This window comes from Solimonas aquatica (assembly GCF_900111015.1).
GTDB lineage: Bacteria > Pseudomonadota > Gammaproteobacteria > Nevskiales > Nevskiaceae > Solimonas > Solimonas aquatica.
Genome location: NZ_FOFS01000009.1, coordinates 176,874 through 199,789, shown reverse-complemented (window position 1 = coordinate 199,789; position 22,916 = coordinate 176,874). Strand labels below are relative to the sequence as shown.

Annotated in this window: 22 protein-coding genes and 1 other RNA gene; 10 read left to right on the top strand and 13 right to left on the bottom strand. The window is 67.6% G+C overall.

All coding sequences use genetic code 11. The features are described 5' to 3' along the window. The first annotated feature begins 133 nt into the window (after positions 1–133). An RNA gene (gene ffs, locus BMY12_RS12625) (signal recognition particle sRNA small type) lies at positions 134–230 on the top strand. A gap of 35 nt (positions 231–265) precedes the next feature. Here ffs and BMY12_RS12620 read toward each other — a convergent pair. From BMY12_RS12620 to BMY12_RS12610, 3 genes are read right to left on the bottom strand one after another with little or no spacing between them, the layout of a single operon-like run. Further along, positions 266–3,340 (bottom strand): efflux RND transporter permease subunit, encoded by a 3,075-nt coding sequence (locus tag BMY12_RS12620; protein ID WP_093286706.1) that lies wholly within the window; start codon positions 3,338–3,340, stop codon positions 266–268. Then, complete coding sequence (locus BMY12_RS12615) at positions 3,337–4,494, bottom strand: efflux RND transporter periplasmic adaptor subunit (protein WP_177188979.1); 1,158 nt, start codon at positions 4,492–4,494, stop codon at positions 3,337–3,339. The genes BMY12_RS12620 and BMY12_RS12615 overlap by 4 nt, the downstream gene beginning before the upstream one ends. Further along, the gene (locus tag BMY12_RS12610; RefSeq protein WP_177188978.1) at positions 4,491–5,816 is read right to left on the bottom strand and encodes a TolC family protein; all 1,326 of its coding nucleotides are present in this window, start codon (positions 5,814–5,816) and stop codon (positions 4,491–4,493) included. Before BMY12_RS12610 ends, BMY12_RS12615 begins: the two co-directional genes overlap by 4 nt. A gap of 209 nt (positions 5,817–6,025) precedes the next feature. Between BMY12_RS12610 and dnaX the strand changes: the two genes are divergently transcribed. Together dnaX and BMY12_RS12600 are read left to right on the top strand one after the other, a co-directional pair. Next, positions 6,026–7,681, top strand: coding sequence for a DNA polymerase III subunit gamma/tau (gene dnaX / locus BMY12_RS12605; RefSeq protein ID WP_093286701.1), 1,656 nt, complete (start codon positions 6,026–6,028; stop codon positions 7,679–7,681). Positions 7,682–7,841: 160 nt separating this feature from the next. Continuing rightward, positions 7,842–8,168: a YbaB/EbfC family nucleoid-associated protein gene (locus BMY12_RS12600; RefSeq protein WP_093286698.1), complete on the top strand. Its 327-nt coding sequence runs from the start codon at positions 7,842–7,844 to the stop codon at positions 8,166–8,168. Between the two features lie 333 nt (positions 8,169–8,501). Here the strand turns inward: BMY12_RS12600 and BMY12_RS12595 are convergent, their stop codons facing one another. Together BMY12_RS12595 and BMY12_RS12590 are read right to left on the bottom strand one after the other, a co-directional pair. Then, positions 8,502–9,170 carry a hypothetical protein gene (locus BMY12_RS12595; protein ID WP_093286694.1) on the bottom strand — a complete coding sequence of 223 codons (669 nt, stop codon included), beginning with the start codon at positions 9,168–9,170 and terminating at the stop codon, positions 8,502–8,504. A 171-nt stretch (positions 9,171–9,341) separates the two neighbouring features. After that, positions 9,342–10,973 carry an alpha-D-glucose phosphate-specific phosphoglucomutase gene (locus BMY12_RS12590; RefSeq protein WP_093286691.1) on the bottom strand — a complete coding sequence of 544 codons (1,632 nt, stop codon included), beginning with the start codon at positions 10,971–10,973 and terminating at the stop codon, positions 9,342–9,344. Between the two features lie 68 nt (positions 10,974–11,041). Here BMY12_RS12590 and BMY12_RS12585 point away from each other — a divergent pair, with 68 nt between their 5' ends. Together BMY12_RS12585 and BMY12_RS12580 are read left to right on the top strand one after the other, a co-directional pair. Next, a complete protein-coding gene (locus BMY12_RS12585; protein ID WP_245732486.1) occupies positions 11,042–11,527 on the top strand; it encodes a DUF1249 domain-containing protein in 486 nt (161 codons plus the stop codon). Next, a complete protein-coding gene (locus BMY12_RS12580) occupies positions 11,524–12,042 on the top strand; it encodes a gamma carbonic anhydrase family protein (protein ID WP_093286686.1) in 519 nt (172 codons plus the stop codon). Before BMY12_RS12585 ends, BMY12_RS12580 begins: the two co-directional genes overlap by 4 nt. Here the strand turns inward: BMY12_RS12580 and BMY12_RS12575 are convergent. The 5 genes from BMY12_RS12575 to BMY12_RS12555 form a co-directional block, all read right to left on the bottom strand. Beyond that, positions 12,039–12,548, bottom strand: a complete 510-nt coding sequence (locus tag BMY12_RS12575) for a SixA phosphatase family protein (protein WP_093286684.1) — start codon at positions 12,546–12,548, stop codon at positions 12,039–12,041. The two genes, BMY12_RS12580 and BMY12_RS12575, sit on opposite strands and share 4 nt — an antisense overlap. A gap of 3 nt (positions 12,549–12,551) precedes the next feature. Next, positions 12,552–13,196, bottom strand: a complete 645-nt coding sequence (locus BMY12_RS12570; protein WP_177188977.1) for a class I SAM-dependent methyltransferase — start codon at positions 13,194–13,196, stop codon at positions 12,552–12,554. A 50-nt stretch (positions 13,197–13,246) separates the two neighbouring features. Further along, a complete protein-coding gene (locus tag BMY12_RS12565; protein WP_093286679.1) occupies positions 13,247–13,561 on the bottom strand; it encodes an SCP2 sterol-binding domain-containing protein in 315 nt (104 codons plus the stop codon). A 90-nt stretch (positions 13,562–13,651) separates the two neighbouring features. After that, entirely contained in the window at positions 13,652–14,107 is a 456-nt protein-coding gene (locus BMY12_RS12560) for a PaaI family thioesterase (protein WP_093286676.1), read from the bottom strand. After that, positions 14,104–14,550, bottom strand: a complete 447-nt coding sequence (locus BMY12_RS12555; protein WP_093286674.1) for a PaaI family thioesterase — start codon at positions 14,548–14,550, stop codon at positions 14,104–14,106. The genes BMY12_RS12560 and BMY12_RS12555 overlap by 4 nt, the downstream gene beginning before the upstream one ends. Before the next feature lie 32 nt (positions 14,551–14,582). Here BMY12_RS12555 and BMY12_RS12550 point away from each other — a divergent pair, with 32 nt between their 5' ends. From BMY12_RS12550 to BMY12_RS12535, 4 genes are read left to right on the top strand one after another with little or no spacing between them, the layout of a single operon-like run. Beyond that, the gene (locus tag BMY12_RS12550) at positions 14,583–15,230 is read left to right on the top strand and encodes a CoA pyrophosphatase (protein WP_093286671.1); all 648 of its coding nucleotides are present in this window, start codon (positions 14,583–14,585) and stop codon (positions 15,228–15,230) included. After that, positions 15,227–15,604: a MazG nucleotide pyrophosphohydrolase domain-containing protein gene (locus tag BMY12_RS12545; RefSeq protein WP_093286669.1), complete on the top strand. Its 378-nt coding sequence runs from the start codon at positions 15,227–15,229 to the stop codon at positions 15,602–15,604. Before BMY12_RS12550 ends, BMY12_RS12545 begins: the two co-directional genes overlap by 4 nt. Before the next feature lie 35 nt (positions 15,605–15,639). Continuing rightward, positions 15,640–16,431, top strand: coding sequence for a 4-hydroxy-tetrahydrodipicolinate reductase (dapB, locus tag BMY12_RS12540; RefSeq protein ID WP_093286818.1), 792 nt, complete (start codon positions 15,640–15,642; stop codon positions 16,429–16,431). 5 nt (positions 16,432–16,436) lie between these two features. Next, on the top strand, positions 16,437–16,925 hold the full coding sequence (locus tag BMY12_RS12535; protein WP_093286665.1) for a GNAT family N-acetyltransferase: 489 nt from the start codon (positions 16,437–16,439) through the stop codon (positions 16,923–16,925). An 18-nt stretch (positions 16,926–16,943) separates the two neighbouring features. Here the strand turns inward: BMY12_RS12535 and BMY12_RS12530 are convergent, their stop codons facing one another. The 3 genes from BMY12_RS12530 to BMY12_RS12520 all read right to left on the bottom strand — a co-directional run bounded on the left by BMY12_RS12530 (position 16,944) and on the right by BMY12_RS12520 (position 21,635). Then, positions 16,944–19,262 (bottom strand): arylsulfatase, encoded by a 2,319-nt coding sequence (locus BMY12_RS12530; protein WP_093286663.1) that lies wholly within the window; start codon positions 19,260–19,262, stop codon positions 16,944–16,946. Between the two features lie 64 nt (positions 19,263–19,326). Beyond that, positions 19,327–20,187, bottom strand: coding sequence for a sterol desaturase family protein (locus BMY12_RS12525; RefSeq protein WP_093286661.1), 861 nt, complete (start codon positions 20,185–20,187; stop codon positions 19,327–19,329). Positions 20,188–20,318: 131 nt separating this feature from the next. Further along, a complete protein-coding gene (locus BMY12_RS12520) occupies positions 20,319–21,635 on the bottom strand; it encodes a carbohydrate porin (RefSeq protein ID WP_093286658.1) in 1,317 nt (438 codons plus the stop codon). 121 nt (positions 21,636–21,756) lie between these two features. On the opposite strand from BMY12_RS12520, the gene BMY12_RS12515 reads away from it, so the two are divergent. Beyond that, positions 21,757–22,845, top strand: a complete 1,089-nt coding sequence (locus tag BMY12_RS12515) for a PA0069 family radical SAM protein (RefSeq protein ID WP_245732485.1) — start codon at positions 21,757–21,759, stop codon at positions 22,843–22,845. The last annotated feature ends 71 nt before the right edge of the window (positions 22,846–22,916 follow it).

Here is a 22,916-nt window from a genome sequence, read left to right as displayed (position 1 = left end):
CGCTGATCGGTGAACCCGGGACCGGGACTGATCAGCTCAAGCAAGGCCTGTGCCCGAATCGTGCTGGCAGTGCGCACGCGATTCGGGCACACTTCGCGTCCCTCGCCGCCCGGCGAGGTTTCGATGGTGGCCCGTGTCGGCCCTCCGCGACGTGAAGCCGTGAACCCCGCCAGGCCCGGAAGGGAGCAACGGTAGCGGTACTAGCGGGTGCCGGAGTCAGCTGATACGGGCCGCCGCCTTCGACGGCCCCTCCCCAGAAACGCTCTTACTGCAGCTGCGCGCGTCGGCGCTGGCTGAAGCGCTCCATGGCCAGATAGAAAGCCGGGGTGATGAACAGGGTCAGCAGCTGCGAACTGAGCAGGCCGCCGACCACGGCGATGCCCAGCGGCTGGCGCGACTCGGCGCCGGCGCCCAGGCCCAGGGCGATGGGCAGCACGCCCAGAACCGCCGCCAGCGTGGTCATCATGATCGGCCGGAAGCGCACCGTGCAGGCCTGGAAGATCGCGTCCTCGGCGCTGAGCCCTTCGCGACGGCGGGCGATGGCGAAGTCGATCATGATGATGCCGTTCTTCTTCACCAGGCCCACCAGCAGAATCAGGCCCACGAAGCTGAACACGTTCAGCTCGGAATCGAACAGCCACAGCGAGAGCAGCGCGCCGATCACCGCCAGCGGCAGGGCGGTGAGAATGGTCAGCGGGTGCACGAAGTGCTCGTAGAGAATCGCCAGCACCATGTAGATCACCAGCACCGAAAACAGCAGCAGCACCGGCAGATCCACCAGGGATTGCTGGAAGGTGGCGGCGGTGCCGGCGAAGCTGCCGACGACATTGTCCGGCAGGTTCTGCGCGGCGGCGCGCTCGATGGGCGCGCTGAGCTGGCCCAGGGACACCCCCTCGTTGAGATCGAAGGACAGGGTCACCGAGGGCAGCTGCTGATAATGCGTGATCGCCAGCGGTCCGACGCCGCGCTGCACGCGCGCGACACTGCCCAGCGGCACCAGGCCGGCGTTGGCGGTGGGCACGTACAGGGCCTGAAGTGCCTCGACGTCCTTCTGGTAATCCGGATCGAGCTGCAGGAGCACGTCGTACTGATTGCTGCTGGTGTAGATGGTGCTGATCTTCTGCGTGCCGTAGGCGGCGTACAGGGTGTTCTGGATGTCGGCGACGGCGACCTGCAGGGCGGCGGCGCGCTCGCGGTCGATGCGCACATCGATCTGCGGATTGTTGAGCTGCAGATCGCTGTTGACGTCGCGGATGCCGGGAATCTGCGCCATCGCCTTGAGCATGCGGTCGGCGGCCAGGCTCAAGGCGCCGAAGTCGTCGCCCTGCAGCACGTACTGATAATTGGCGGTGGAGGAAAAGCCGCCGATACGGATCGCCGGCGGATTCTGGAAGAACACCTGCATCAGCGGCACGGCGCGCACGGCGCGGCGCAGCTCGCCGATGATCTGGTCGGCGCTTTGCGCGCGCTCGGCGCTGGGTTTCAGACGGATGATCAGACGCCCGGTGTTGCCGCTGGACACGCCGCCCTGGCCCTGGCCGGCGGAGGACTGCACGGCTTGCACATTGGGATTGTCCAGGACGATCTTCGCCACCTGCCGCTGCAGCTTGAGCAGTTCCTCGAAGCTCAGGCCGTCGGGGGCCAGGGTCGAGCCATTGATCAGGCCGGTGTCCTGGGTGGGAATGAAGCCGGTGCGTACCAGCTTGAAGGCACCGACGCTGGCCAGCAGGCTCAGTGCCGCGATCAGCAGCATCAGGCGGTAATGGCGCAGCGCCCAGCGCAGGCTGCCGGCGTAGAGCGCCTGCGCGGCGGCGAACAGGCGCTCGCTCGCGCGGTACAAGGGGTTCTGCGGCTGCTGCTGGTGCTCGCCCAGATAACGCGCGCAGAGCATCGGGGTGAGCGTCAGCGAGACCAGGGCCGAGAGCAGGATGGCGATGGCCACGGTCATCGAGAACTCGCGGAACAGACGGCCGATGATGCCGCCCATGAACAGGATGGGAATGAACACCGCCACCAGCGACAGCGTCATCGAGATCACGGTGAAGCCGATCTCGCCGGCGCCGACGCTGGCCGCCTGCGCGCCGGAGAGGCCACGTTCGCGATGGCGGGCGATGTTCTCCAGCACCACGATGGCATCGTCCACCACGAAGCCCACCGACAGGGTCAGCGCCATCAGCGAGAGATTGTCCAGCGAGAAACCGCACAGATACATCAGCCCGAAAGTGCCCAGCAGCGAGGAGGGCAGGGCCAGGGCCGCGATCAGCGTGGCGCGGTTGTCGCGCAGGAACAGGTAGATCACGCCGATCACCAGCACGATCGACAGCAGCAGGGTCAGCTTCACGTCGTCGATGGACTCGCCGATGAACTCGCTGCGGTCGTACATCACCGACACCCGGGCATCGCCCGGCGCCTGCTTCTCCAGTTCCGGCAGCAGCGCGCGGATGGACCTGGCGATCTTGACGGTATTGGTGCCGGGCTGGCGGGTGACCGCGACCACGATCGCCGGCCGGCCGTTGAACTCGGTGGCCTGCTTGTCGTTGGCGATGCTGTCCACCGCGCGGCCGACATCGCGCAGCCGCACCGGGGCGCCGCTGTGCCAGGCGATCACGCTGTCGTTGAAGGCCGCGGCATTGCGCAGCTGGCCGTCGGCGGACACGGTGTAGCTGCGCTGCGCACCGTACAGCGTGCCGCTGGGCTGGTTGCTGTTGGCATTGGCGATGCTGCTGATCAGCTGCGTCAGCGACAGGCCGCGCGCACTGAGCAGCGCCGGATTGACGTAGAGCCGCGCGGCATAGGTCTTGGCGCCGTAGACCTGCACCTGCGCCACGCCGTCCACCTGCGAGAGCCGGTTGGCGACCCGCGTCTCGGCAAAGTCATCCAGCGTGGTCAGCGGGATGGTGGTGGCGCTCATCGCCAGAAACAGAATCGGCGAGTCGGCGGGATTGACCTTGCGCAGCGTCGGGTCGCTGGTCATGGCCGTGGGCAGCGAGCGGCGCGCCTGCGAGATCGCGGTCTGCACGTCCTGCGCGGCGGCGTCGATGTCGCGATCCAGCGCAAACTGCAGCGTGATCTGCGTGCTGCCGGTGCTGCTGCTGGAGCTCATGGTGTCCACGCCGGGAATCTGCGTGAACTGCCGCTCCAGCGGCGTGGCCACGGTGGCGGCCATGGTTTCCGGATCGGCGCCGGACAGGCTCGCCGAAACGCTGATGGTGGGAAAATCCACGCTGGGCAGTTCCGCCACCGGCAGGCTGCGATAGGCGAACAGACCGAACAGCACCAGCGCCAGCATCAGCGTGCTGGTCGCCACCGGGCGCCGGATGAACAGCTCCGATACGCTCATTGCGCGGCGCCGGCCTTGCGGCTGCCGGCGGCGTCGCGTACCAGCGTGCCGGGCCGGAAATTGTGCGGCACCTTGGCGATGATGGTCTCGCCGGCCTGCAGGCCCTTGCTGATCACCAGTTCGGCGCCGGCCTGGCGATCCACGCCCACATAACGCTGCACCGCCTTGTGATCGGCGCCGACCACGAACACGTACTGGCCTTCGGCGCCAGGCTGCACCGCGGCCTCCGGCACCAGCAGCACGGACGGATCCACGCGCAGGCTGAGGCTCAGGTTCACGAAGGCGCCGGGCCACAGCGCCTGTGCCTGGTTGTCGACCTCGGCCTTGAGCATCACCGTGCCGCTGCCGGCCGCCACCGCGTTGTCCACGAACATCAGCCTGCCGCTGGCCAGGGTCTCGCCGCCGCGGCTGGCGCTGACGCGCACCGGCACCACGCTGCGCTGCAGGGCCTGCTGCACGGCGGCGAGCTGATCCTGCGGAATCGCGGCCTGCACCTGCAGTCGCTCCACCTGATTGATCACCACCAGCGGCGTGCTGTCGGTGCTCGACACCAGATTGCCGCTGCGCACCGCGATGGCGCCGCTGCGGCCGCTGATCGGCGCGCGGATCAGGGTGTAGCCGAGATTGATCTCGGCGCTTTGCACGGCGGCCTGATCGGCCTGCAGCCGGGCCTGCGCTTCCTGTGCGGCGGCGCGGGCGTCGTCGAATTCCTGGCGGGTGACGAAGTCCTGCTCGGCCAGCGGCTTCATGCGCTCGTACTGCGCCTGCGCGCTGCTGGCGGCAGCGCGATCCATGGCCAGCTGCGCGCGTGCCTGCGCCAGCGCGGCCTGATACGGCGCCGGGTCGATGAGAAACAGGCGCTCGCCCGCCTTCACGTCCTGGCCTTCCTCGAAATACACCGCTTTGAGCAGGCCGCTGATCTGCGCGCGCACGCTGACGCTGTGCGGGCTCAGCACGCTGCCCATGACTTCGAGCACCACCGGCGCGCTGCCGCTGCGCACGCGGGTCAGCGACACCGCCGTGGCTTCCGGGGCATGACCGGCGCCGGGGCTGCTGGCGTGCCAGTGCCGCCAGGCGAACCAGGCCAGCGCCAGCAACAGCAGCAGCACGAGCGCGCGACGACGGCGCGAAACCCTTGGAACGGCGAGATTCAAGGCGTGACTCCCGGGGCAGTGGCCTCGTCCGGCAGGCGCAGGCCGCCGGCGTTGTGGGCGAGCGTGGCCAGCGCGGTGTACCAGTCCAGCGCTGCCTGGATGCGGGTGACGCGGGCTTGCGCCAGGGTCGCCTCGCTGCTCAGCAGATCCAGCATGCTCGACAGGCCGTTCTGGTAGCGCGCGCGGATCGCCTCGGCGGCGCGCTGCGCGGCCTGTTCCTGCAGGCGGCTGCTGGCCAGGCCGCTGTAGGCGGTCTGCATGTTCTGCCAGGCGCTCCACACCGCCTGCTCGACGCTGCGCAGCACGGTCTCGCGGTTGGCCTGTGCGAGATCCTGCGCGGCGCGTGCCTGGGCGATCGCCGCGTGCAGCGCGCCGCCGGCAAACAGCGGCACGCTGAGCGTGGCGGCGGCGCTGTATTGGCGGCTGGTGCCGACGTCGAGAATGCGCGTCTGTCCGGCACTGCCGCTGAGATTGAGCTTGGGCAGGGCATCGCCGCGCGCGATGCGCACGGCGGCGGCGGCGGCCTGCTCGCTGGCCTGCGCTGCCAAGAGCTCGCTGCGCGCGCCGCGCGCCTGGGTGAGCAGCTGTTCGAGCGTGGTGGCGGGCAGGCGCGCCTGGGTCGCGTCGGCCTGCCAGTCGGTGAGCTGCAGCAGGGTGTCCGGCGCATAGCCGGCCGCCACCGCCAGCGCGCCCTGCGCAATGCGGGCATTGCCCTGCGACTGCTGCAGGCTCAGCTGGGCCGCGGCCAGCGCGGCCTGTGCCTGATAGACATCGGCGACGGTGGCCAGACCGGCCTTGTGCTTGGTCTGTGCGGCATCGAGATTGGCCTGCGCTTCATCCAGCGATTGCTGATGGGCCTGGCTGAGCGCGCGCTGGCCGAGCAGGCTGTAGTAGCCGGACTCCACGCTCAGCGCCAGATCCTGCAAGCTCTGGTTGAGGCCGTACTGCGCCACCAGCACATTGGCCGCAGCCTGATCCGCGCTGCCGCCGCGCGAGCCGAAGTCGAACAGCAGCCAGCTCAGGCTCAGGGACGGCGACAGCCGCGTCTGCGCGGCGACGCTGTTGCCCTGCGCCGCCAGCGAACGCAGGCGCTGCGCGCTGAAGCTGGCGTTGACGGTGGGCCAGTAGCCGGCCGCCGCGATTTTCTCGGCCGCCTGTGACTGCGCCAGACTGGCCCAGGCCGCGCGGGTCTGCGGATTGTTGCGCAGCGCCAGGGCCGTGAGTTCGGCCAGGCTCAGGGGATGCGCCGGCGGCGGCTCGGCGGCCGGCGCCGCCGCGCACAGCAGGAAGCAAAGGCCAGCCAGCCGCCGGGACCAGGACAAGTTCACGCTTGCTTGACCGTGTTGGGTTTTCGAAATCGCCCGGACGATAGCATCGTGAGGCCTCATGGAGCATCCGGGCTGTGTAAAGTTTCGTCTCCGGCGGTTCTGGCCATCGCCGCGCCGATCCCGGACAATCCGCCTTCGCCAGGCCGCGCCCGCTGCGCTGCCTTGATCGACTTCTCCCACCGCCCACCATTTCCGGATCGCCGATGAGCTATCTCGCCCTGGCCCGCAAATACCGTCCCCGCAGCTTCGCCGATGTGATGGGGCAGGGGCACGTCGTCAAGGCGCTCTCGCACGCGCTGGCCGGCGACAAGCTGCATCCGGCCATCCTGCTCACCGGCACACGCGGCGTGGGCAAGACCACGCTGGCGCGCATCATCGCCAAATGCCTGAATTGCGAAACCGGGGTCAGCGCCAATCCCTGCGGCGTGTGCTCGGCCTGCCGCGAGGTGGACGAGGGCCGCTTCGTGGACCTGCTGGAAATCGACGCCGCCTCCAACACCGGTGTCGATGATGTGCGTCAGGTGATCGAGAACGCGCAGTACGCGCCGGCACGGGGCCGTTACAAGGTCTACCTGATCGACGAAGTCCACATGCTGTCCAAGAGCGCCTTCAATGCGCTGCTCAAGACCCTGGAAGAACCGCCGCCGCATGTGAAGTTCATTCTCGCCACCACCGATCCGCAGAAGCTGCTGGTGACGGTGCTGTCGCGCTGCCTGCAGTTCAATCTCAAGCGCCTGCCGGTGAGCCTGATCCGCGATCAGCTGGCCAAGGTGCTCGATCACGAGGGTCTGCAGTACGAGCTGCCGGCGCTGAGCCAGATCGCGCGCGCCGCCGACGGCTCGATGCGCGACGGCCTGTCGCTGCTGGATCAGGCCATCGCCTTCTCCGGCGGTCAGACACTGATGCGCGAGCCCATCGAGGACATGCTCGGCACCAGCGGCCGCGCGCGCCTGTTCGAGCTGCTGGAAGCGCTGGCCGGCAACGACAGCGCGCTCTTGTTGCGCGGTCTGCAGGCGCTCGAGGAGCAGGCGCCGGACTACGCCGCCCTGCTCAGCGATCTGGCCGCGTCCCTGCAGCGCATCGCGGTGCTGCAGATGCTGCCCGGTGCCGCCGGCGAGGAAGACGATGCCGTGCTGCTGACGCTCAAGGATCGGCTGCGGCCGGAGGATGTGCAGCTCTACTACCAGATCGCGGTCAGCGGCCGGCGCGATCTGCCCTGGGCGCCGGATCCGCGCCTGGGTTTCGAGATGACGTTGCTGCGCATGGCGGCGTTTCGTCCGGACGAGGGTCCCGCCACGCCGGCGAACACCGGCGGTGGCGGTGCGGCCTTGCGCGGCAGCGCTGCGGCCGGCGGGGTCGCGGCGGCTCCGGCTGCCGCCGCCGCGCCACGCGCACAAGCTGCGCCGTCGCCGTCGCCGTCACCCGAACCGCCTGCGGCTGCGCCCAAGCCCGCGCTGCCGCCGCTGCGACTGCAGAGTGCCGAGGACTGGCTGACGGCCATCGACAATCTGGGTCTGGAAAGCTTTGCCCGGCAGCTGGCGCGCAACTGCGCCTGGACCGCTCGTGTCGGCGCGCAGCTGCATCTGAGTCTGGACGCGCGCGCGCGTCATCTGCTCACGCCTGAGCGTCGTCAGCAGCTCACGCGCACGCTGTGCGAGCGTCTGGGCGAGGACGTGGAGCTGGTGGTGGAAATCGCCAGCGAAGCGGTGCTGACACCGGCGCAGCAGGCGCAGCAGGCCGAGCAGCTGCGGCGCGAGGATGCGCAGACGGCGATGGAAAACGATCCGGTGGTGCGGGCGTTTCGCGAACAGTTCGGCGCGAGCATCAAGCCGGGATCGATTCATCCGCTCGATTCGTGAGAGCTGAGAGCTGAGACACGCCGGGCCCGGCTCTGTCTCAGGGCGCACGGCGGCGCCATGACCCGGCGACGCGCTCAGCTAGAATGCGCATCCGGCAGCACGGCCCGCCATCGGCGTGGGCGCTGGTGCGGCCCCCGAATCCAGTACAAGGAGTTTTCCCATGAAAGGCGGTCCACTCGGCCAGATCATGCGCCAGGCGCAGCAGATGCAGGAGAACATGAAGCGCGTGCAGGATGAAATCGCGCGCGCCGAAGTCACCGGCGAGTCCGGCGCCGGCATGGTCAAGATCACGCTGAGCGGCAAGTATCAGGCGCGCAAGGTCGAGATCAGCGCCGATGCGCTGAAGGAAGACAAGGAGTTCGTCGAAGACCTGATCGCCGCGGCGATCAACGATGCCACGCAGAAGGTCGAGGAACTCACCAAGACCAAGATGGGCGCGGTCACCGCCGGCATGCAGCTGCCGCCGGGCATGAATCTCGGTCTGTAAAAACGCAGTCGCCGGAACCACAGCGGTGCGCGGGCGCGGCCTCGCGCGCCGCTGTTTGCGTTTTTAGGGCCTGTTCGCCTTCACTTTGCCGGCTGCGTTGCTGCCAGGAATTTCGCCAGACAAGGCGCGAAACGCAGGCCTTGGTGGGGCCAAGGCCAAGTTTCGCAACGCCGCATGGCGGAATTTCCGGCGCAACCCGGGCGGCACGGGGTTGTGCTGCCGCGGTGCGGCCTTGGCAGCCGCTTGCTTGGAATCACCAGGCGGCGCGTCTGCCGCCTTGCCCTGCGGCAAAACAAGCTCCGTCGCAGCGCGTAAAGGGAATGTGAACAGACCCTAAGCGCTGGTGCTGATCAGGCTGCCGCTGGGCAGATGCTTGAGCAGCTCGCCCAGATACTGCTGCGCCGCGCCGGAATCACCGGAGCTGATCGAATCCTCCAGCTTGCCGACCAGCTGCTGCAGCGGATTGCTGCCGTCGCTGCTGCTGGTGCTGGACGCGTTGTAGGTGCTGCTGCTGTCGCTGTTGCTGCTCAGCGCCGAGAGGATGGCGCTGAGTGAATCGGCGGCCGACGAGGCCGAGCTCAGATCATTGTTGCTCAGCGCTTCGAGCAGACTCGATACGCTGCTGCTGAGATCATCACTGTCGCTGTCCGAGGGCGGCGGGCCCGGCGGTGGCGGCGGCGGACCGCCGGCACCCTGCGCGCCCTGCATGCCGGACGGCGGCGTGGCCTGGGCAAAGACTTCCGCAGCGTCCTGGGCGGCGCTGACATCGTTCGAACTCAGGGCCTCACCGACCGAAGTCAGCAGGCTGCCGATCGGATCCTTGCCATTGCCGCCGCTCTTGCTGCTCTGTGTGAGGCTGTCGTAGGCGCTCTTGATTGAATCGAGATCGCCCGAGTCGATGGCGCTGAGCAGCGAGGACAGCTTGGTCTGGAAACTGTTCTGGCTGCCGCTGGCGCCCAGCGCCTGGGCGCTGAAACTGCTGCTGATACTGGAAATGCTCATGGCTGAAAGCTCCTGCTAAGTGGGTCTCAAGGCAGCGGACGCTGCTGCGCTTGAGCCTCTTAGCGGCGCTGACCCTGCAGGCTGCAGCGGCTTTTACAGCTTGTTACAGCCTGTAGCAGCTGTTCACCCGGGATGACCGTTCGGCGGTCGGCAGCGACCGCTCGCGGCGCTTCAGGTCACCACATCCGGCGTGCGCCGGCCGCTGAGTTCGCTGATCCGCGCCAGCTTGTCGATGGCGGCGGCCAGCGGCGCCACGGCATCGCCGGTGGCCCAGTTCAACGCGCCGGCCTCGCGCACATAGCGCTCCAGATATACGCGCAGCGTCGCGCCCTTGGTGCCGGTGCCGGACAGGCGCAGCACCACGCGCGCGTCCTCGCCGCAGATGATGCGATGACCTTGCGCGGCGGCGACGCTGCCGTCGATGGGATCGTGATAGCTGAACTCGTCGGCCTGCGTCACCGTCCAGCTGGCAAAGCTCTGAGCGGCCAGCGTCGGCAGCAGGCTGGCAGCCTGGCGCATCAGGTTCTCCGCGAGCGCGGTGTCGAGCTCTTCGTAATCGTGACGCGCGAAATAATGGCGGCCGTAGCGCGCCCAGTGCTGCTGCGCGAGTTCCTGCACCGACAGGCCGGTGGCGGCCAGCACATTGGCCCAGGCCAGCACCGCCCACAGGCCATCCTTCTCGCGCGTGTGCACGGAACTGGTGCCGAAGCTTTCCTCGCCGCAGATGGTGGCCTGGCCGGCGTCGAGCAGATTGCAGAAGAACTTCCAGCCGGTGGGGGTTTCGTGCAGCGGCACCTTGAGCGCAGCGGCCACCTGATCGGCGGCGCGGCAGGTGGGCATGGAACGGGCGATGCCGGACAGGCCCTGGCGATAGCCCGGCAGCAGCGCGAGATTGGCGGCGAGCATGGCCAGCGAATCGCCCGGCGAGATGAAGAGGCCGCGGCCGAGAATCATGTTGCGGTCGCCGTCGCCATCGCTGGCGGCGATCAGATCCGGTGATTCGCTGCTGTAGGCCAGGTCGGCCAGATGCTTGGCGTAGATCAGATTGGGATCGGGATGTCCGCCGCCGAAGTCCTGCAGCGGCACGGCATTGCTGACGCTGCCGGGCGGCGCGCCGAGCAGATCGACGAAGATGCGCTGCGCGTACGGCCCGGTGACGGCATGCATGGCGTCGAAGCGCAGGCTGTGGCCGCGCTTGAGCCAGTCGCGGATACGATCGAAGTCGAACAGCTGCTGCATCAGCTGCGCGTAATCATCGACGCTGTCCAGCACTTCCACCACGGTGTTGCCGAGCTGCTGCTCGCCGCAGCGGTCGAGATTGACCTCGGTGCCGTCGAGCACGTAGTAGCGGCCGATGATCTTGGTCTGCTCGTAGATGCGCGTGGTCAGGGCCTCGCTGGCCTGACCGCCGCCGGCGATGTTGAACTTGACGCCGAAGTCGCCATCCGGGCCAGCCGGATTGTGGCTGGCGGTGAACAGGAAGCCGCCGCTGGCCTTGCGCACGCGGATCAGATGGGACGCCGCCGGCGTGGACAGGATGCCGCCCTGGCCAACCACCACGCGCGCCACGCCATTGGCGGCGGCCAGCGAGATGGCGGTGCGGATCGCGTCGCGGTTGTGATAACGGCCGTCGCCGCCGATCACCAGCAGCTGGCCCTTCAATTCCGGCACGCAATCGAAAATGGCCTGCAAAAAGTTTTCCAGATAATGCGGCTGCTGGAAGACCGCCACTTTTTTGCGCAGACCGGCCGTGCCGGTCTTCTGGTCGAGATAAGGCTTGGTGGTAATTTCGCGGATCGGCATGGCGGCGGGGGTTGAGCGGCGGATGACAAGTCTTGGAGACGACGTCATGGGTATCTTATAGTCCTCGCATGCAAGCCACCACGCATCTTTGTCCTTGCTGCGGCAAGCCTCGCAGCATCGCGCATCTGCTCGAACTCTACGAGCGGAATTACCGAATGTTGTTGCGCCTGATTCCGCAGCTGGAGCGTCATGCCGCCGGGCAGCAGGTGGTTTCGCGCAGCCAGAGTGACTGTCCCCTGCATCTGGAAATTTCCGCCTGCGACCGCTACACGCACACCCTGCGGCTCACCTACGAATTCACCGATGAGCAGGGGCTGCGCCGGCAGCCCGACCTCTGGGTGCGCGCCTACCGCGACGCCTCGCTGGCGGAAGCGCTGGAATGCGAGCACCGTCCGCCCTGGCTGGCGCGCGACGATGCCGATCCGGCCGCACACGCTTTCCTGAGTGCGCAGTGGCGGCGCAATCTGCTCTTGCACAAGTGGCTGGAATATCTGCTCGACAACGGCCACGGCTTCAGCGCGCAGACGCAGGCACTGCAGGCCGCCGCCGCATGATCTATGAACTCGGCGAGCGTCGCCCGCAGCTGGATGGCGACAACTTCGTGGCGGCCGATGCCAGCATCATCGGCTCGGTGCATCTGCAGCGCGGCGCCAGCGTCTGGTTCGGTGCGGTGCTGCGCGGCGACAACGACCAGATCACGGTCGGGGAAAACAGCAATGTGCAGGACGGTTCGATCCTGCATACCGATCCCGGTTTCAAGCTGCTGATCGGCGGCGGCTGCACCATCGGCCATCGTGTGATGCTGCACGGCTGCACCATCGGCGAGGGTTCGCTGATCGGCATCGGCAGCGTGGTCCTGAACGGCGCGAGCATCGGCCGCAACTGCCTGGTGGGCGCGCAGTCGCTGATCACCGAAGGCAAGCGTTTCCCCGACAACAGCCTGATCATGGGCTCGCCGGCCAAGGTGGTGCGCGAGCTCACGCCGCAGGAAGTGGCGCGCATCGCGCTCAGCGCGCAGGTCTATGTGCAGAACGCGGCGCGTTTTTGCAGCGAGCTCAAGGCGCTTTAAACCGAGTCGCCGCCGCGCAGCTGTTTGGGCGTGACGTAGTAGGCCAGATGCCCGCAGTGCTCGCCCAGCTCGCGCCAGCGGGCGCGATCCAGTTCCAGATGCGCCACAGCGCAGGTCGGCAGCTCGCTGAAGCTGCAGGGCGCCAGATAGTGGGCCAGCTCCGAGAGTCCGGGATTGTGGCCGAACAGCATCAGATGCTGATCGCAATCGTCCATGCCGCGCAGCAGCTTGAGCAGGGCATCGCCGCTGGCTTCGTAGATGCCGGGCAGCACTAGCAGGCTGTCGTGAGGGATGCCCAGGGTTTCGGCGAACACCCGCGCCGTGCTGATGGCGCGTAGCGCCGGACTGGTGACCAGGCGTGCCGGTGTCTCCAGCTCGCGCTGCGCCAGCGCCGCCATGCGCGGCGCATCGCGCCGGCCGCGCTCGTTCAAGGGGCGTTCGAAATCGTCCAGGCTGTCGTCGGCCCAGGAGGATTTGGCATGGCGTATGAGGGTCAGTCGCAACATCACTCAGGCGTCGCGCAAGGGCAGGTAGACATCGTAGCGCGCCTGCGTGCCCTGCAGAACATGGCTGGGATCGCGCCCGGCCAGCGGCGGCGCGCTCGCCGGACGTTTCACCACCACGCGCAGGCGCGCGCAGCGCAGCGCCGGTTCCAGCAGCGCATCGGCGTCGGGGTCGCCGCCGCTGAGTTCGCGCAGGATCTGCATCTCTTTCTGCGGCAGCGCCTGCTTGCCGCGATGCGGATACATCGGGTCCAGATGCACCACGTCCCAGCGTTGTCCGCTGCCCAGCACGCTCAGGGCGTCGGCCTCGATGATGTGCGTGCGCTGCGCCGCCTCGGCCCAGCGTGCCTCGCCCAGGCATCGCGCGCGGGCATCGCGCAGCAGTGCGGCGAACAGGCTCTGGCGTTCCACCAGCGTGACCTGCGCGCCGAGCGCGGCCAGGGTGAAACCGTCGCGGCCCAGGCCGGCGGTGGCGTCGAGCACGCTCAGCTCGCGCTGCTTGTGCAGGCCGATGGCGCGCGGCAAGAGCTGCTGGCGGCCGGCGGCGATGCGGCGCATCACCTCGGCCGCGGTCCAGTCGCAGCGCAGGGGCTTGAACTGCGGATGATGCAGGGCGCGCAGGCACAGGCCCTGCGCGCTGTCTTCCAGCACAAACGAAAAGCCCCGGAGCGCGTCCGGGGCCGGATCGGCGCGGCTGTCGCTCAGAGCTTGCTCGCGTCGAACAGGCTGGCGATGCGCTGCGCCAGCATCAGATCACCTTCCACCTGCAGCTTGCCGGTCATGAACGCGGTCATGCCGTTGAGCTCGCCCTTGAGCAGCGCGATCAGATCGTCGTCTTCCATGGTGATGGTGACGTCGGCATTGCCGGCGCTGCCGTCCTGCACCGCGCACTGGCCGTCCTTGATCTGCACATAAACCGGCTTGGAGCTGTTGAACTGCAGCACGCAGGCGGTGCCGGCGGCGGCGCTGGGATTGAAGGCGGCGGGCAGCTTCTTGAGAAAATCGGCGGCGGACATCGGTGCTTCCTCCTGTAATTGATGAGCGCTGGATGCTAGGCCGCGTCGTCTGGTGCTCACAAGCGCCGTCTGGACGAGGCCGGCTGTCGCTCATGCACTCTCGGGCGCGGGCTCCAGCAGGAAATGACCGCGCGCCAGGGCGATGGGCTGCTGCACCTGGTCCTGCCAGCAGCGCACGCTGACGTGGGCGACGCGGCTGCCCACGCGGGAAATCTCGGCATCGGCGTAGAGGGTCAGCGGTCGTCCCGAACGCAGGTAATCGATGGCGAAGTCCACGCTCTTGGGCATGCGCAGCACATCCAGGCGCAGCAGCAGGCAGAGCAGGGCGGCGTTCTCCATGAACGCCGCGGTGACGCCGCCGTGTATGGCCGGCAGGGCGGGATTGCCGACCAGGCCCTCGCGAAACGGCAGCTGCAGGAGTGCCGAGCTTTCCGGCGCGGCGCTGCGGATGCCCAGGAAGCGCGCGTAAGGCACCGCGTCGATGAGGCCTTGCAGGTCTCCGGACTGTCGCGCCGCGCGGCCGGCGGCATACAGGGTGCTGCTCATACCACCCCCGCGTTGCGCACACCGTTGCGGGCGAACACCAGCTGCGCGCGGGCGATGGGACGTTCGCGATCGTCCTGCCAGGCCTCGGCGCTCAGGAAGGCGATGCTGCTGGTCTTGCGATAGCAATGCGCATGGCAGTGCAGCGCGCTGCCGGCGAAGGCGGGGCGCAGATGGTCGATGCGCAGGTCCAGGGTGGCGATGCGCTCGGGCTGGCCCAGGTGCGCCATCAGCGCCACGCCGGCGCTGCTGTCGATCAGCACGCTGAGCACGCCGGGATGCAGGCGGCCGCTGTCGGCGTCGCCCAGCCAGTCTTCGCGATACGGCAGCTGCGTGCTCACCCCTTCTGCGCTGAGCGCGGTAATCTCGATTCCACAGTCGCGGGTGTGTGGGGAGAAGCGCGCATAGCGTTGCAGCAGCTGGTCCAGGAAGGATTCGGAGTTCATGCCGCCATTGTAGGGCGATAGACTTGCCGGATATGAACGCCCCGCAAACCGCTCCGCTCACGCCCCTGGAACTACGCCTGCGCGCCGCGCTGGCCGGTACGCATCTGCAGGCGCCGCGTCCGCTGGTGATGGATGATCTGCCGCCCAATCTGCGCCAGCAGCTGCCGGCCGGCACCCTGGAGCAGCTGCGTCCGGCGGCGGTGCTGGCGCCGGTGCTGCGCCGGGGTGCGGAGCTGAGCCTGCTGCTCACGGTGCGCGCCAGTCACCTGCGTTCGCACAGCGGCCAGATCGCCTTTCCCGGCGGTGGCCGCGATGCCGGCGATGCCGATGCCGTGGCCAATGCCCTGCGCGAGGCGCAGGAGGAAATCGGTCTGCCGCCGCAGCGCGTCGAAGTGCTGGGTTTTCTTGATGACTATCCGTCGATCTCGCGCTATCGCGTGACACCGGTCATCGGCCTGATCGACGGCACGCCGCCGCTGGCGATCGATCACGGCGAGGTGGCCGAGGTCTTCGAGCTGCCGCTGGCCACCGCGCTGGACCCTCAGGCCTATGTACTCACGCATCTGGATTTCCAGGGCGAGCCGGTGCCGATGGTCGAGTTGCACTGGCAGCAGCACCGCATCTGGGGCCTGACCGCGCGCATGCTCTGGAATCTGGCGCAGAAGGTGACTGCGATATGAGCCAGGTGCTCAGCGAGGCCCTGCGTCTGCAGCGCGAAGCCGCCGAACTGGGCTTTGACTGGCGGCATCTGGACGAACTCTGGGACAAGCTCGCCGAGGAAAGTGCCGAGCTGCGCGAGGCCGCAGCGCAGAGCCGTGAGGCAGCACAGGACGAGCTGGGTGATCTGCTGTTCATGGCGGTGAATCTGGCGCGGCATCTGGGCGTGGATGCCGAGGCGGCACTGGCCGGCGCCAACGACAAGTTCCGCCGGCGGTTCGCGCATGTCTGCGCGGCGCCGGATGCACTGCCGCCACTGGGCGATCCAGCACGGCTGGCGGCGATGGAGGCGCGCTGGATCGAGGCCAAGCGCGCGGAGCGCGGCGCCACGCCGTAGACTACGCGCCCGTTTTTTTGCTGCGTGATTTCGCCATGAGTGTTCCTGTCCGCATTGCCATCCAGGGCGCCACCGGCCGCATGGGCCAGGCCCTGCAGGCCGCTGCCGCCGCTTCTTCAGCCGTGACCCTCGGCGCCGCCTTCGAGCGCGAGGGCCACGCTGCCATCGGCACCGCGATCAACACGCAGGGAATCAAAATCGGCGCCGATCTCGCGGCGGCGGCCGGCGATTACGACGTGCTGATCGACTTCACGCGCCCTGAAGGCACGCTGGCGGCCTTGGAGATTTGCCTGGCGCAGAACAAGGCCGTGGTGATCGGCACCACCGGCTTTACCGCCGAACAAAAGGCGCGCATCGACGCTGCTGCGCAGCGGATTCCGATCCTGATGGCCGGCAATTTCAGCATCGGCGTGAATCTCTGCCTGAAGCTGCTCGAAGACGCGGCGCGGGTGCTGGGCGAGGACTTCGATATCGAAGTAGTGGAAGCCCATCACCGGCACAAGGTCGATGCGCCCAGCGGCACCGCGCTGATGATGGGCGAGGCGGCGGCGCGTGGCGCAGGCCGTGATCTGGGCCAGGACGCGGTCTACGAACGCTACGGCCACACCGGCGCGCGCGAGCGGCGCACGATCGGTTTTTCCACGGTGCGCGGCGGCGATGTGGTGGGCGACCACACCGTGATGTTCCTGGGCGAAGGCGAGCGCGTGGAGATCACGCACAAGGCCTCCAGTCGCATGAACTTCGCCAACGGCGCGGTGCGCGCGGCGGCCTGGCTCGCGGGCCGCGCGCCGGGTCTGTACAGCATGCGTCAGGTGCTGGGATTCTGAAGGCCATGAGCGCCGTGACCATCCGCGCCGCCAGGCCCGATGACGTGCCGCTGCTGGTGCAGCTGGTGCAGGCGCTCGCGGATTACGAAAACCTGCGCGAGCAATGCGTGCTGCGCGAAGAGGATCTGCGCGAGCATCTGTTCGGCGCGCGGCCTTACGCCGAGGCGCTGATCGCCGAATACGAAGGCGAGGCGGCAGGCTTTGCGCTGTTCTTCCACAACTACTCCACCTTTGCCGGCCGGCCGGGAATCTATCTCGAAGACCTGTTCGTGAAGCCGGCGATGCGTCGCCACGGTCTGGGCCGCCGTCTGCTGCAGGCGCTGGCGGCGCTGGCCGTGCAGCGCGGCTGTGCCCGTTTCGAATGGACGGTGCTGGACTGGAACGAACCGGCGATCCGCTTCTACGAAAGCCTGGGCGCCGAGCTCAAGCGCGAGTGGCTCATCAACCGTGTCAGCGGCGAGGCGCTGCGCCGGCTCGCCGAGGGTCTCGGCTAGCCGGCGGGCGCGCTGTACTCATTGCAGCTCGATGCGCAGCTGCTCGATCTGGCCATTGAAGGCGAAAGGCGGCTGATAGGCGTCGCTGACCGGCGAGACGTGCGACCGGCCGATGTCGAAGGTGCCGAGGCTGGAGGCCGGCGCAACGCGTTCGAAATGCGTGCTGCCGACTTCCTTGCCGTCGATCAGCAGTCGCGCCTTGCCGCCCACCAGGCCCTGGCCCGCGTCGCGGGTGAATTCGTAGGCAATCTCGGCGGCCCCGGTCGGCAGCGGCGCAGTGGCGATCAGCCGCTCGCGCTTGAGATCGGCGAAGTTGTTTTCGTACACCAGCTGGCCGTCCTTGATGTACAAGGTGTAGCCACCGTAGCGGCCGCCGTCCGAGACGATCACGCCCTGTGCCTTGGCCGGCAGCGTGACGCGCGCCACCAGGCGGTGCGAGAGCAGGGGCGGCGGCGCGGCGGCCGTGGGCAGGCGCGGCTGATCAGCGAAATAGGTGAACTGCTTGCGCCCTTCGGTGAGCCCCTGCGGCGGCGGGCCGCTCTTGCCGCCGATGCCATTGTTGAAGGGATAGACATCATTGGCGCGGGCCTGCTGGTCGAACAGCGCCTGCAGCTCGCGCAGCTTGTCCGGGTATTGGGCGGCCAGATCCCGGGCCTCGCTGAAATCGTCGTCGAGCCGGTAGAGCTCCCAGCGGTCCTGGGTGAAGTCCTCGTTGCGCGCCACGTTTTCCCAGGGCAGGGAATGACGCGCGGCGGCAATCCAGCCGTCCTGGTAGATGGCGCGGTTGCCCAGCATTTCGAAGTACTGCACGCGGTGTCGCGAGGGCGCTTCGGGATGATCGAAGCTGTACGCGAAGCTGGTGCCGTCCAGCGCCTGCTGCGCGATGCCGTCGACGGCGCCGGGGAAGCTGATGCCGGTGACTTCGTACAGCGTGGCGGCGATGTCGTTCACATGCGTGAACTGCTGACGCAGGCCGCCCTTGTCCTTGATGCGCGCCGGCCAGGACAGCACCAGCGGATCGCGCGTGCCGCCGAAATGCGAGGCCACCTGCTTGGTCCACTGAAACGGCGTGGTGGTGCCCCAGGCCCAGGCGCTTGCGTAGTGATTGTCGTGCGTCACCGAGCCGAGTTCGTCGATGTGCGTCAGCTGCGTGCGCAGATCTTCGGGCAGATTCATGAAGAAGGAGGCGACGTTGTTCTCCGAGCCTTCCAGGCCGCCTTCGGCGCTCGCGCCGTTGTCGCCGACGATGTAGAGAATCAGCGTGTTGTCGGACTGCGGGGTCTGATGCACCGCGTCGATCAGCCGTCCGATCTCGTGATCGGTGTGGGCGAGAAAGGCAGCGAATACTTCCATCTGCCGCGCATAGAGTTTTTTCTGCTCGGGTTTCAGGCTGCTCCAGGCCGGCAGCTCCTTGGGCCGCGGCGTCAGCTTGGCACTGGCCGGAATCACGCCGAGCTTTTTCTGGCGCGCGAAAGTTTCCTCGCGCAGCTTGTCCCAGCCCTGATCGAACCTGCCCTTGTAGCGGTCCACCCAGGCCTTGGGCACGTGATGCGGGGCGTGTGTGGCGCCCGGTGCCAGGTAGAGAAAATACGGTTTGTCCGGCGCCACCGATTGGTGCGTGTGCAGCCAGCCGATGGCGTCATCGACGATGTCGGTGGTGAGGTGATAGTCCTCGGCATTGGCCGGATGCGGCGGGTCCACCGGCGTGGTGTTGCGGAACAGCGGCGGCTCGTACTGGTTCTGCTCGCCGCCCTGGAAGCCGTAGAAATAATCGAAGCCCAGACTGGTGGGCCAGCGATCGAAGGGGCCGGTCGGGCCGGTTTCGCGGCGCTGCGTGTTATGCCATTTGCCGAAGGCCGCGGTGCTGTAGCCATTGAGCTGCAGCACGCGCGCAACGCTGGCGGTGCTGCGCTTCCAGAAGCCGTTGTAGCCCGGATAACCGCTGCCGATGTCCACCACCGTGCCGAAGCCGACGCGATGATGATTGCGGCCGGTGAGTAGCGCGGCGCGCGTTGGCGAGCACAGGCCGGTGGTGTTGAAGTTGTTGTAGCGCAGGCCTTGCGTCGAAAGCTGCTGCAGGCTCGGCGTCTCCACCGGGCCGCCGAAGGTGCTGGCGGCGCCGAAGCCGGTGTCGTCGGTCATGATCAGCACGATATTCGGCGCGCCGCTGGGTGCGCTCACCGGGGCCGGCCACTCGGGTTTGGAGTCCTTGGCGTTGATGGCGATGCTGCCGCCGAAGGCCGGGTCTGCTTGCGGCAGCGAAAGCTCGGCGGCGGCCTGGGCGATGCCGCCCGTGGCGAGGCTCAGCAAGGCGGCGAACAGCGGACGTTTGATCATGGCGAGAAACGGAGCGTTTGCAATGGCAGACAGACGGGGCGGGCGCCGCGCCCTGGCGCGGGGCTCAGGAGCGGACTGGAGCTGCTTGGGCGGCAAGACCCGGGTCTTGCGCAGGCGCTGTGCGTGCGCGGCGACGTAACGGGTAGAACATCAGCTCGGACCAGGGGCGCTGGGCGTCCGGCGAATTCGCTTCGAGCCCGAAGGCGACCGGGTAGCGGCGCGAGATCAAGGCCGTGCCGAACAGCACATCCCAGAAGAACAGCAGATTGCCGAAATTGCCGCTGTGATGGCCCACGCCGTCGTTCTCGACGGCGGCGTGATGAGCAAAGTGCGTGGCCGGCGTGGAGATGCTGCGTTCCACCAGCCAGGCCAGCGGTTGCAGTGCCCGGTGGCGATAGAGAAACCGGTCCCAGCGGATGGCGCTGTGCGCGCCGATGGTGACCACGGCCTTGATCAGCGAGTAGACGAGGAACACCTCGCCGAAGCCCAGATACACCAGCACGCTGGCCAGCCAGATGTTGGGGAACAGCAGGATGTAGAAAAAGCTGTTGCGGTAGGTGACCAGCGAGTTCATGTAGGGCGCGCTGTGGTGCGCCAGATGCAGAGGCCACAGTGCCGGCACGCGGTGCACGCTGCGGTGATACCAGTACTGCACCATGTCTTCGCAGAGCAGAAAGGCCAGGAACTGCAGCCAGACCGGGGTGCCGGCCAGCACGCCGGCGTAGGCGGGAAACAGCGTGTGCTCCAGCCAGGCCAGGAACCAGGCCAGCAGCGGGCCGATCACCACCGTGGCTGAGAACAGGAACGACAAGTCGATCAGCAGTTCGCGGCGTGAGGCATAGGCCGGTGTGAAGCGGCGCGTGGCCAGCTCCAGCGCGATGAAGGCGAACAGGATCGCGAAATAGGACAGCAGGCCCAGGTGCATGAGTCAGATTGTTCTGGCCGCAGCATGCGGTGTATGGGCAGCGATGCTCGCGGGCGCGGCGCGGTTTGTGAACGAAGTTCTACTGCTAAGCTCGTGCGCGTCGGCGCCATATTCTTATGCCGGTGCCGGTCTCAGAACTGCACATGCAGGCGCAGGGCCGCGAGCCGCACCGGTCCGCGGTCGCGGTTGTAGGCGGGGTTTTCCACGTACTGGCCATCGGCCGAGAGCTGCAGCTGCGGCAGCATCTGCCAGCGGTAGTACAGCTCCGCGATGCGCTCGCTGCCGTAATGCGGCAGCTGCCCGTCGCCGATCAGCAGTCCCATGCCGCCGGCCGCGAAGTAGCGCTGCGCCGCGCCTGACAACTCATTCACGACCGCCGCCAGTCCCACGCTGTCCTGCGCTCTTTGCCAGGCGCTGCCTTGCAGTGACAGGCCGCCGGACAGCGAGCGGTTGATGTCGGTGAACTCGAAGGTCTCCTTGCTGCCATCGTTGGCGCTCAGGCGCGTGAACAGGCCCAGATCCGCCGTCAGGGCCTGTTCCAGATTCAGCGCCGCGCCGGGCCGCGAGTCGAACTGCCGCAGGCTGCTGACGTCGGCTGGCGCGGCGCTGCGCTGCGCCGCTGCCACCGCGGCGTCGTAGCGCGCCATGCGGCCGCGATTGTCGAAGGCCGTCAGGCGCAGGGCGCCGTCCTCCCCCCAGCACTGGTGGCGATGTTCCAGCTCGCCGATCAGCGCAAACTGCTTGAACGCCGGCTCCAGCTGCGGGCTGTTGGGCACACGGGACATCGCAAATACGCCGCCACGCAGCGTCCATTGCCGCTGCTGCCACTCGGCCGCGCCGCCATAGCTGTAGCCCCAGGCGTCGGCGGCGTAGTCGAAGGCGCCGGCATCGAGCAGCGACCAGTTGAGAAAATCGCCGCGCGGATCGTGGGCATAGCGATTCGTGTCGAACAGATCGGTCACCGAATACTTGCCGATGCTGAGCGTCAGGTGATTGTGCGTGAGGCCGCCGCCCAGCTGATTGGCGGCCGAGGGCAGGGCTTCGTACTCGCCGCCGAATTCGAAACTCTGGCGCAGGAAGGCGCGCTGCAGCTTGGCGTAGGGAGTGGCGCGGCCGACCTTGTAGGCCTCGCCGCTGGCATAGCCCGCCAGGCCCAGGGTGTTGCTCAGGCCAAAGCCCTGATCGAGTTCGCCGTCGAGATAAAGCTCGCTGTGCGGCGCCAGACGCAAGCCGGCGTACAGCGTCAGATCGCTGGTCTGGCGCACCGAGCGTTCACCCTTGAGGCTGTTCTCGCCTTCATAGGGCGAGCGGAAGCTGGGGTGGCCCTGCACGACTTCCGTGAACTGGGCGTGCAGATTGACGGTTTCGGTGGCGTCCTGCGCCTGGACGGCAGCACTGGCGAGGGCGGACAGGATCAGGAACGCGCGCGGCGGCGCCGAGGTCTTCATCGATAAAATTTCCGCTGCCGTCGTTGTGGAGCCCGGCGCGTTTTCTGAGCCCGGCGCTTTGCCAGAATGCTGGCATGGCTTTGTGACAAGCGGATCATCGGGAAGTTTTGGGAGCGATGCAGTGGCGGTGCAGGACCACAGGCAGGCGCAGAAAGGCCGGGGGGCGGTGTCCAATCCCGAAGGCCGCTTCGAGACGCAGCAGTGCGAGCCGGTCGATGACGGCTGGCTGACGCAGGCGCAGGAGACGCCGCGTCTGCCGACGCGCCTGCATGTCGATGCGGCGCGCAGCATCATCGCCCGCAATGATTCGCCCGACATCGCCTTCACGCAGTCGATCAACCCGTATCGTGGCTGCGAGCACGGCTGCATCTACTGCTATGCGCGGCCCAGCCACGGCTATCTGAATCTGTCGGCAGGCCTGGATTTCGAAACCGAGCTGTTCTACAAGCCGCAGGCGGCCGCGCTGCTGGAGGCGGAGCTGCGCAAGAGCAGCTATCGCTGCGCGCCGATCGAGCTGGGCTCCAATACCGACCCTTATCAACCCGTGGAACGGGAGCTGGGCATCACCCGCAGCCTGCTGGAGCTGATGCTGCGCTTTCGACAGCCGGCCCGCGTCACCACCAAGGGCGCGGCCCTGCTGGCGCGCGATCTGGATCTGCTCGCGGCGCTGGCGCGACAGCGGCTGCTGAGCGTGGCGGTTTCCATCACCACCCTGGATGCACAGCTCAAGCGCACCCTGGAGCCGCGCGCAGCCTCGCCACAGGCACGCCTGCGTGCGATGCGTCTGCTGCACGAGGCCGGCGTGCCGGTGATGGTCAACTTCTCGCCGGTGATTCCCTTCGTCAACGATGCCGAGATGGAGGCGGTGCTGGAGGCCGCGCGGCAGGCGGGCGCGCAGCAGGCCAGTTACATCCCGCTGCGTCTGCCTTACGAGGTGAAGGACTTGTTCCGGCAGTGGCTGGACGTGCATCTGCCGCAGAAGGCCGCGCATGTGATGAGTCTGGTGCAGCAGATGCGCGGCGGCCGTGACAACGATCCGCGCTTCGGCAGCCGCATGCGCGGCGAGGGCGAGTACGCGGAGGTCCTGCGGCAGCGCTTTGCCCTGGCCTGCCGGCGGCTGGGCTTGGACACGGGCGCGCGCATCAGTCTGGACTGCTCGCGTTTCGCCCCGCCGCCACAAAGCGGCGAGCAAATGGGTCTTGACTTCTGATTCGCTGCAATTGAGGGTAAATTCCCGGCGTTTTGCTGTAGACCTTGCGGCATTGCACCAATATAATGCCC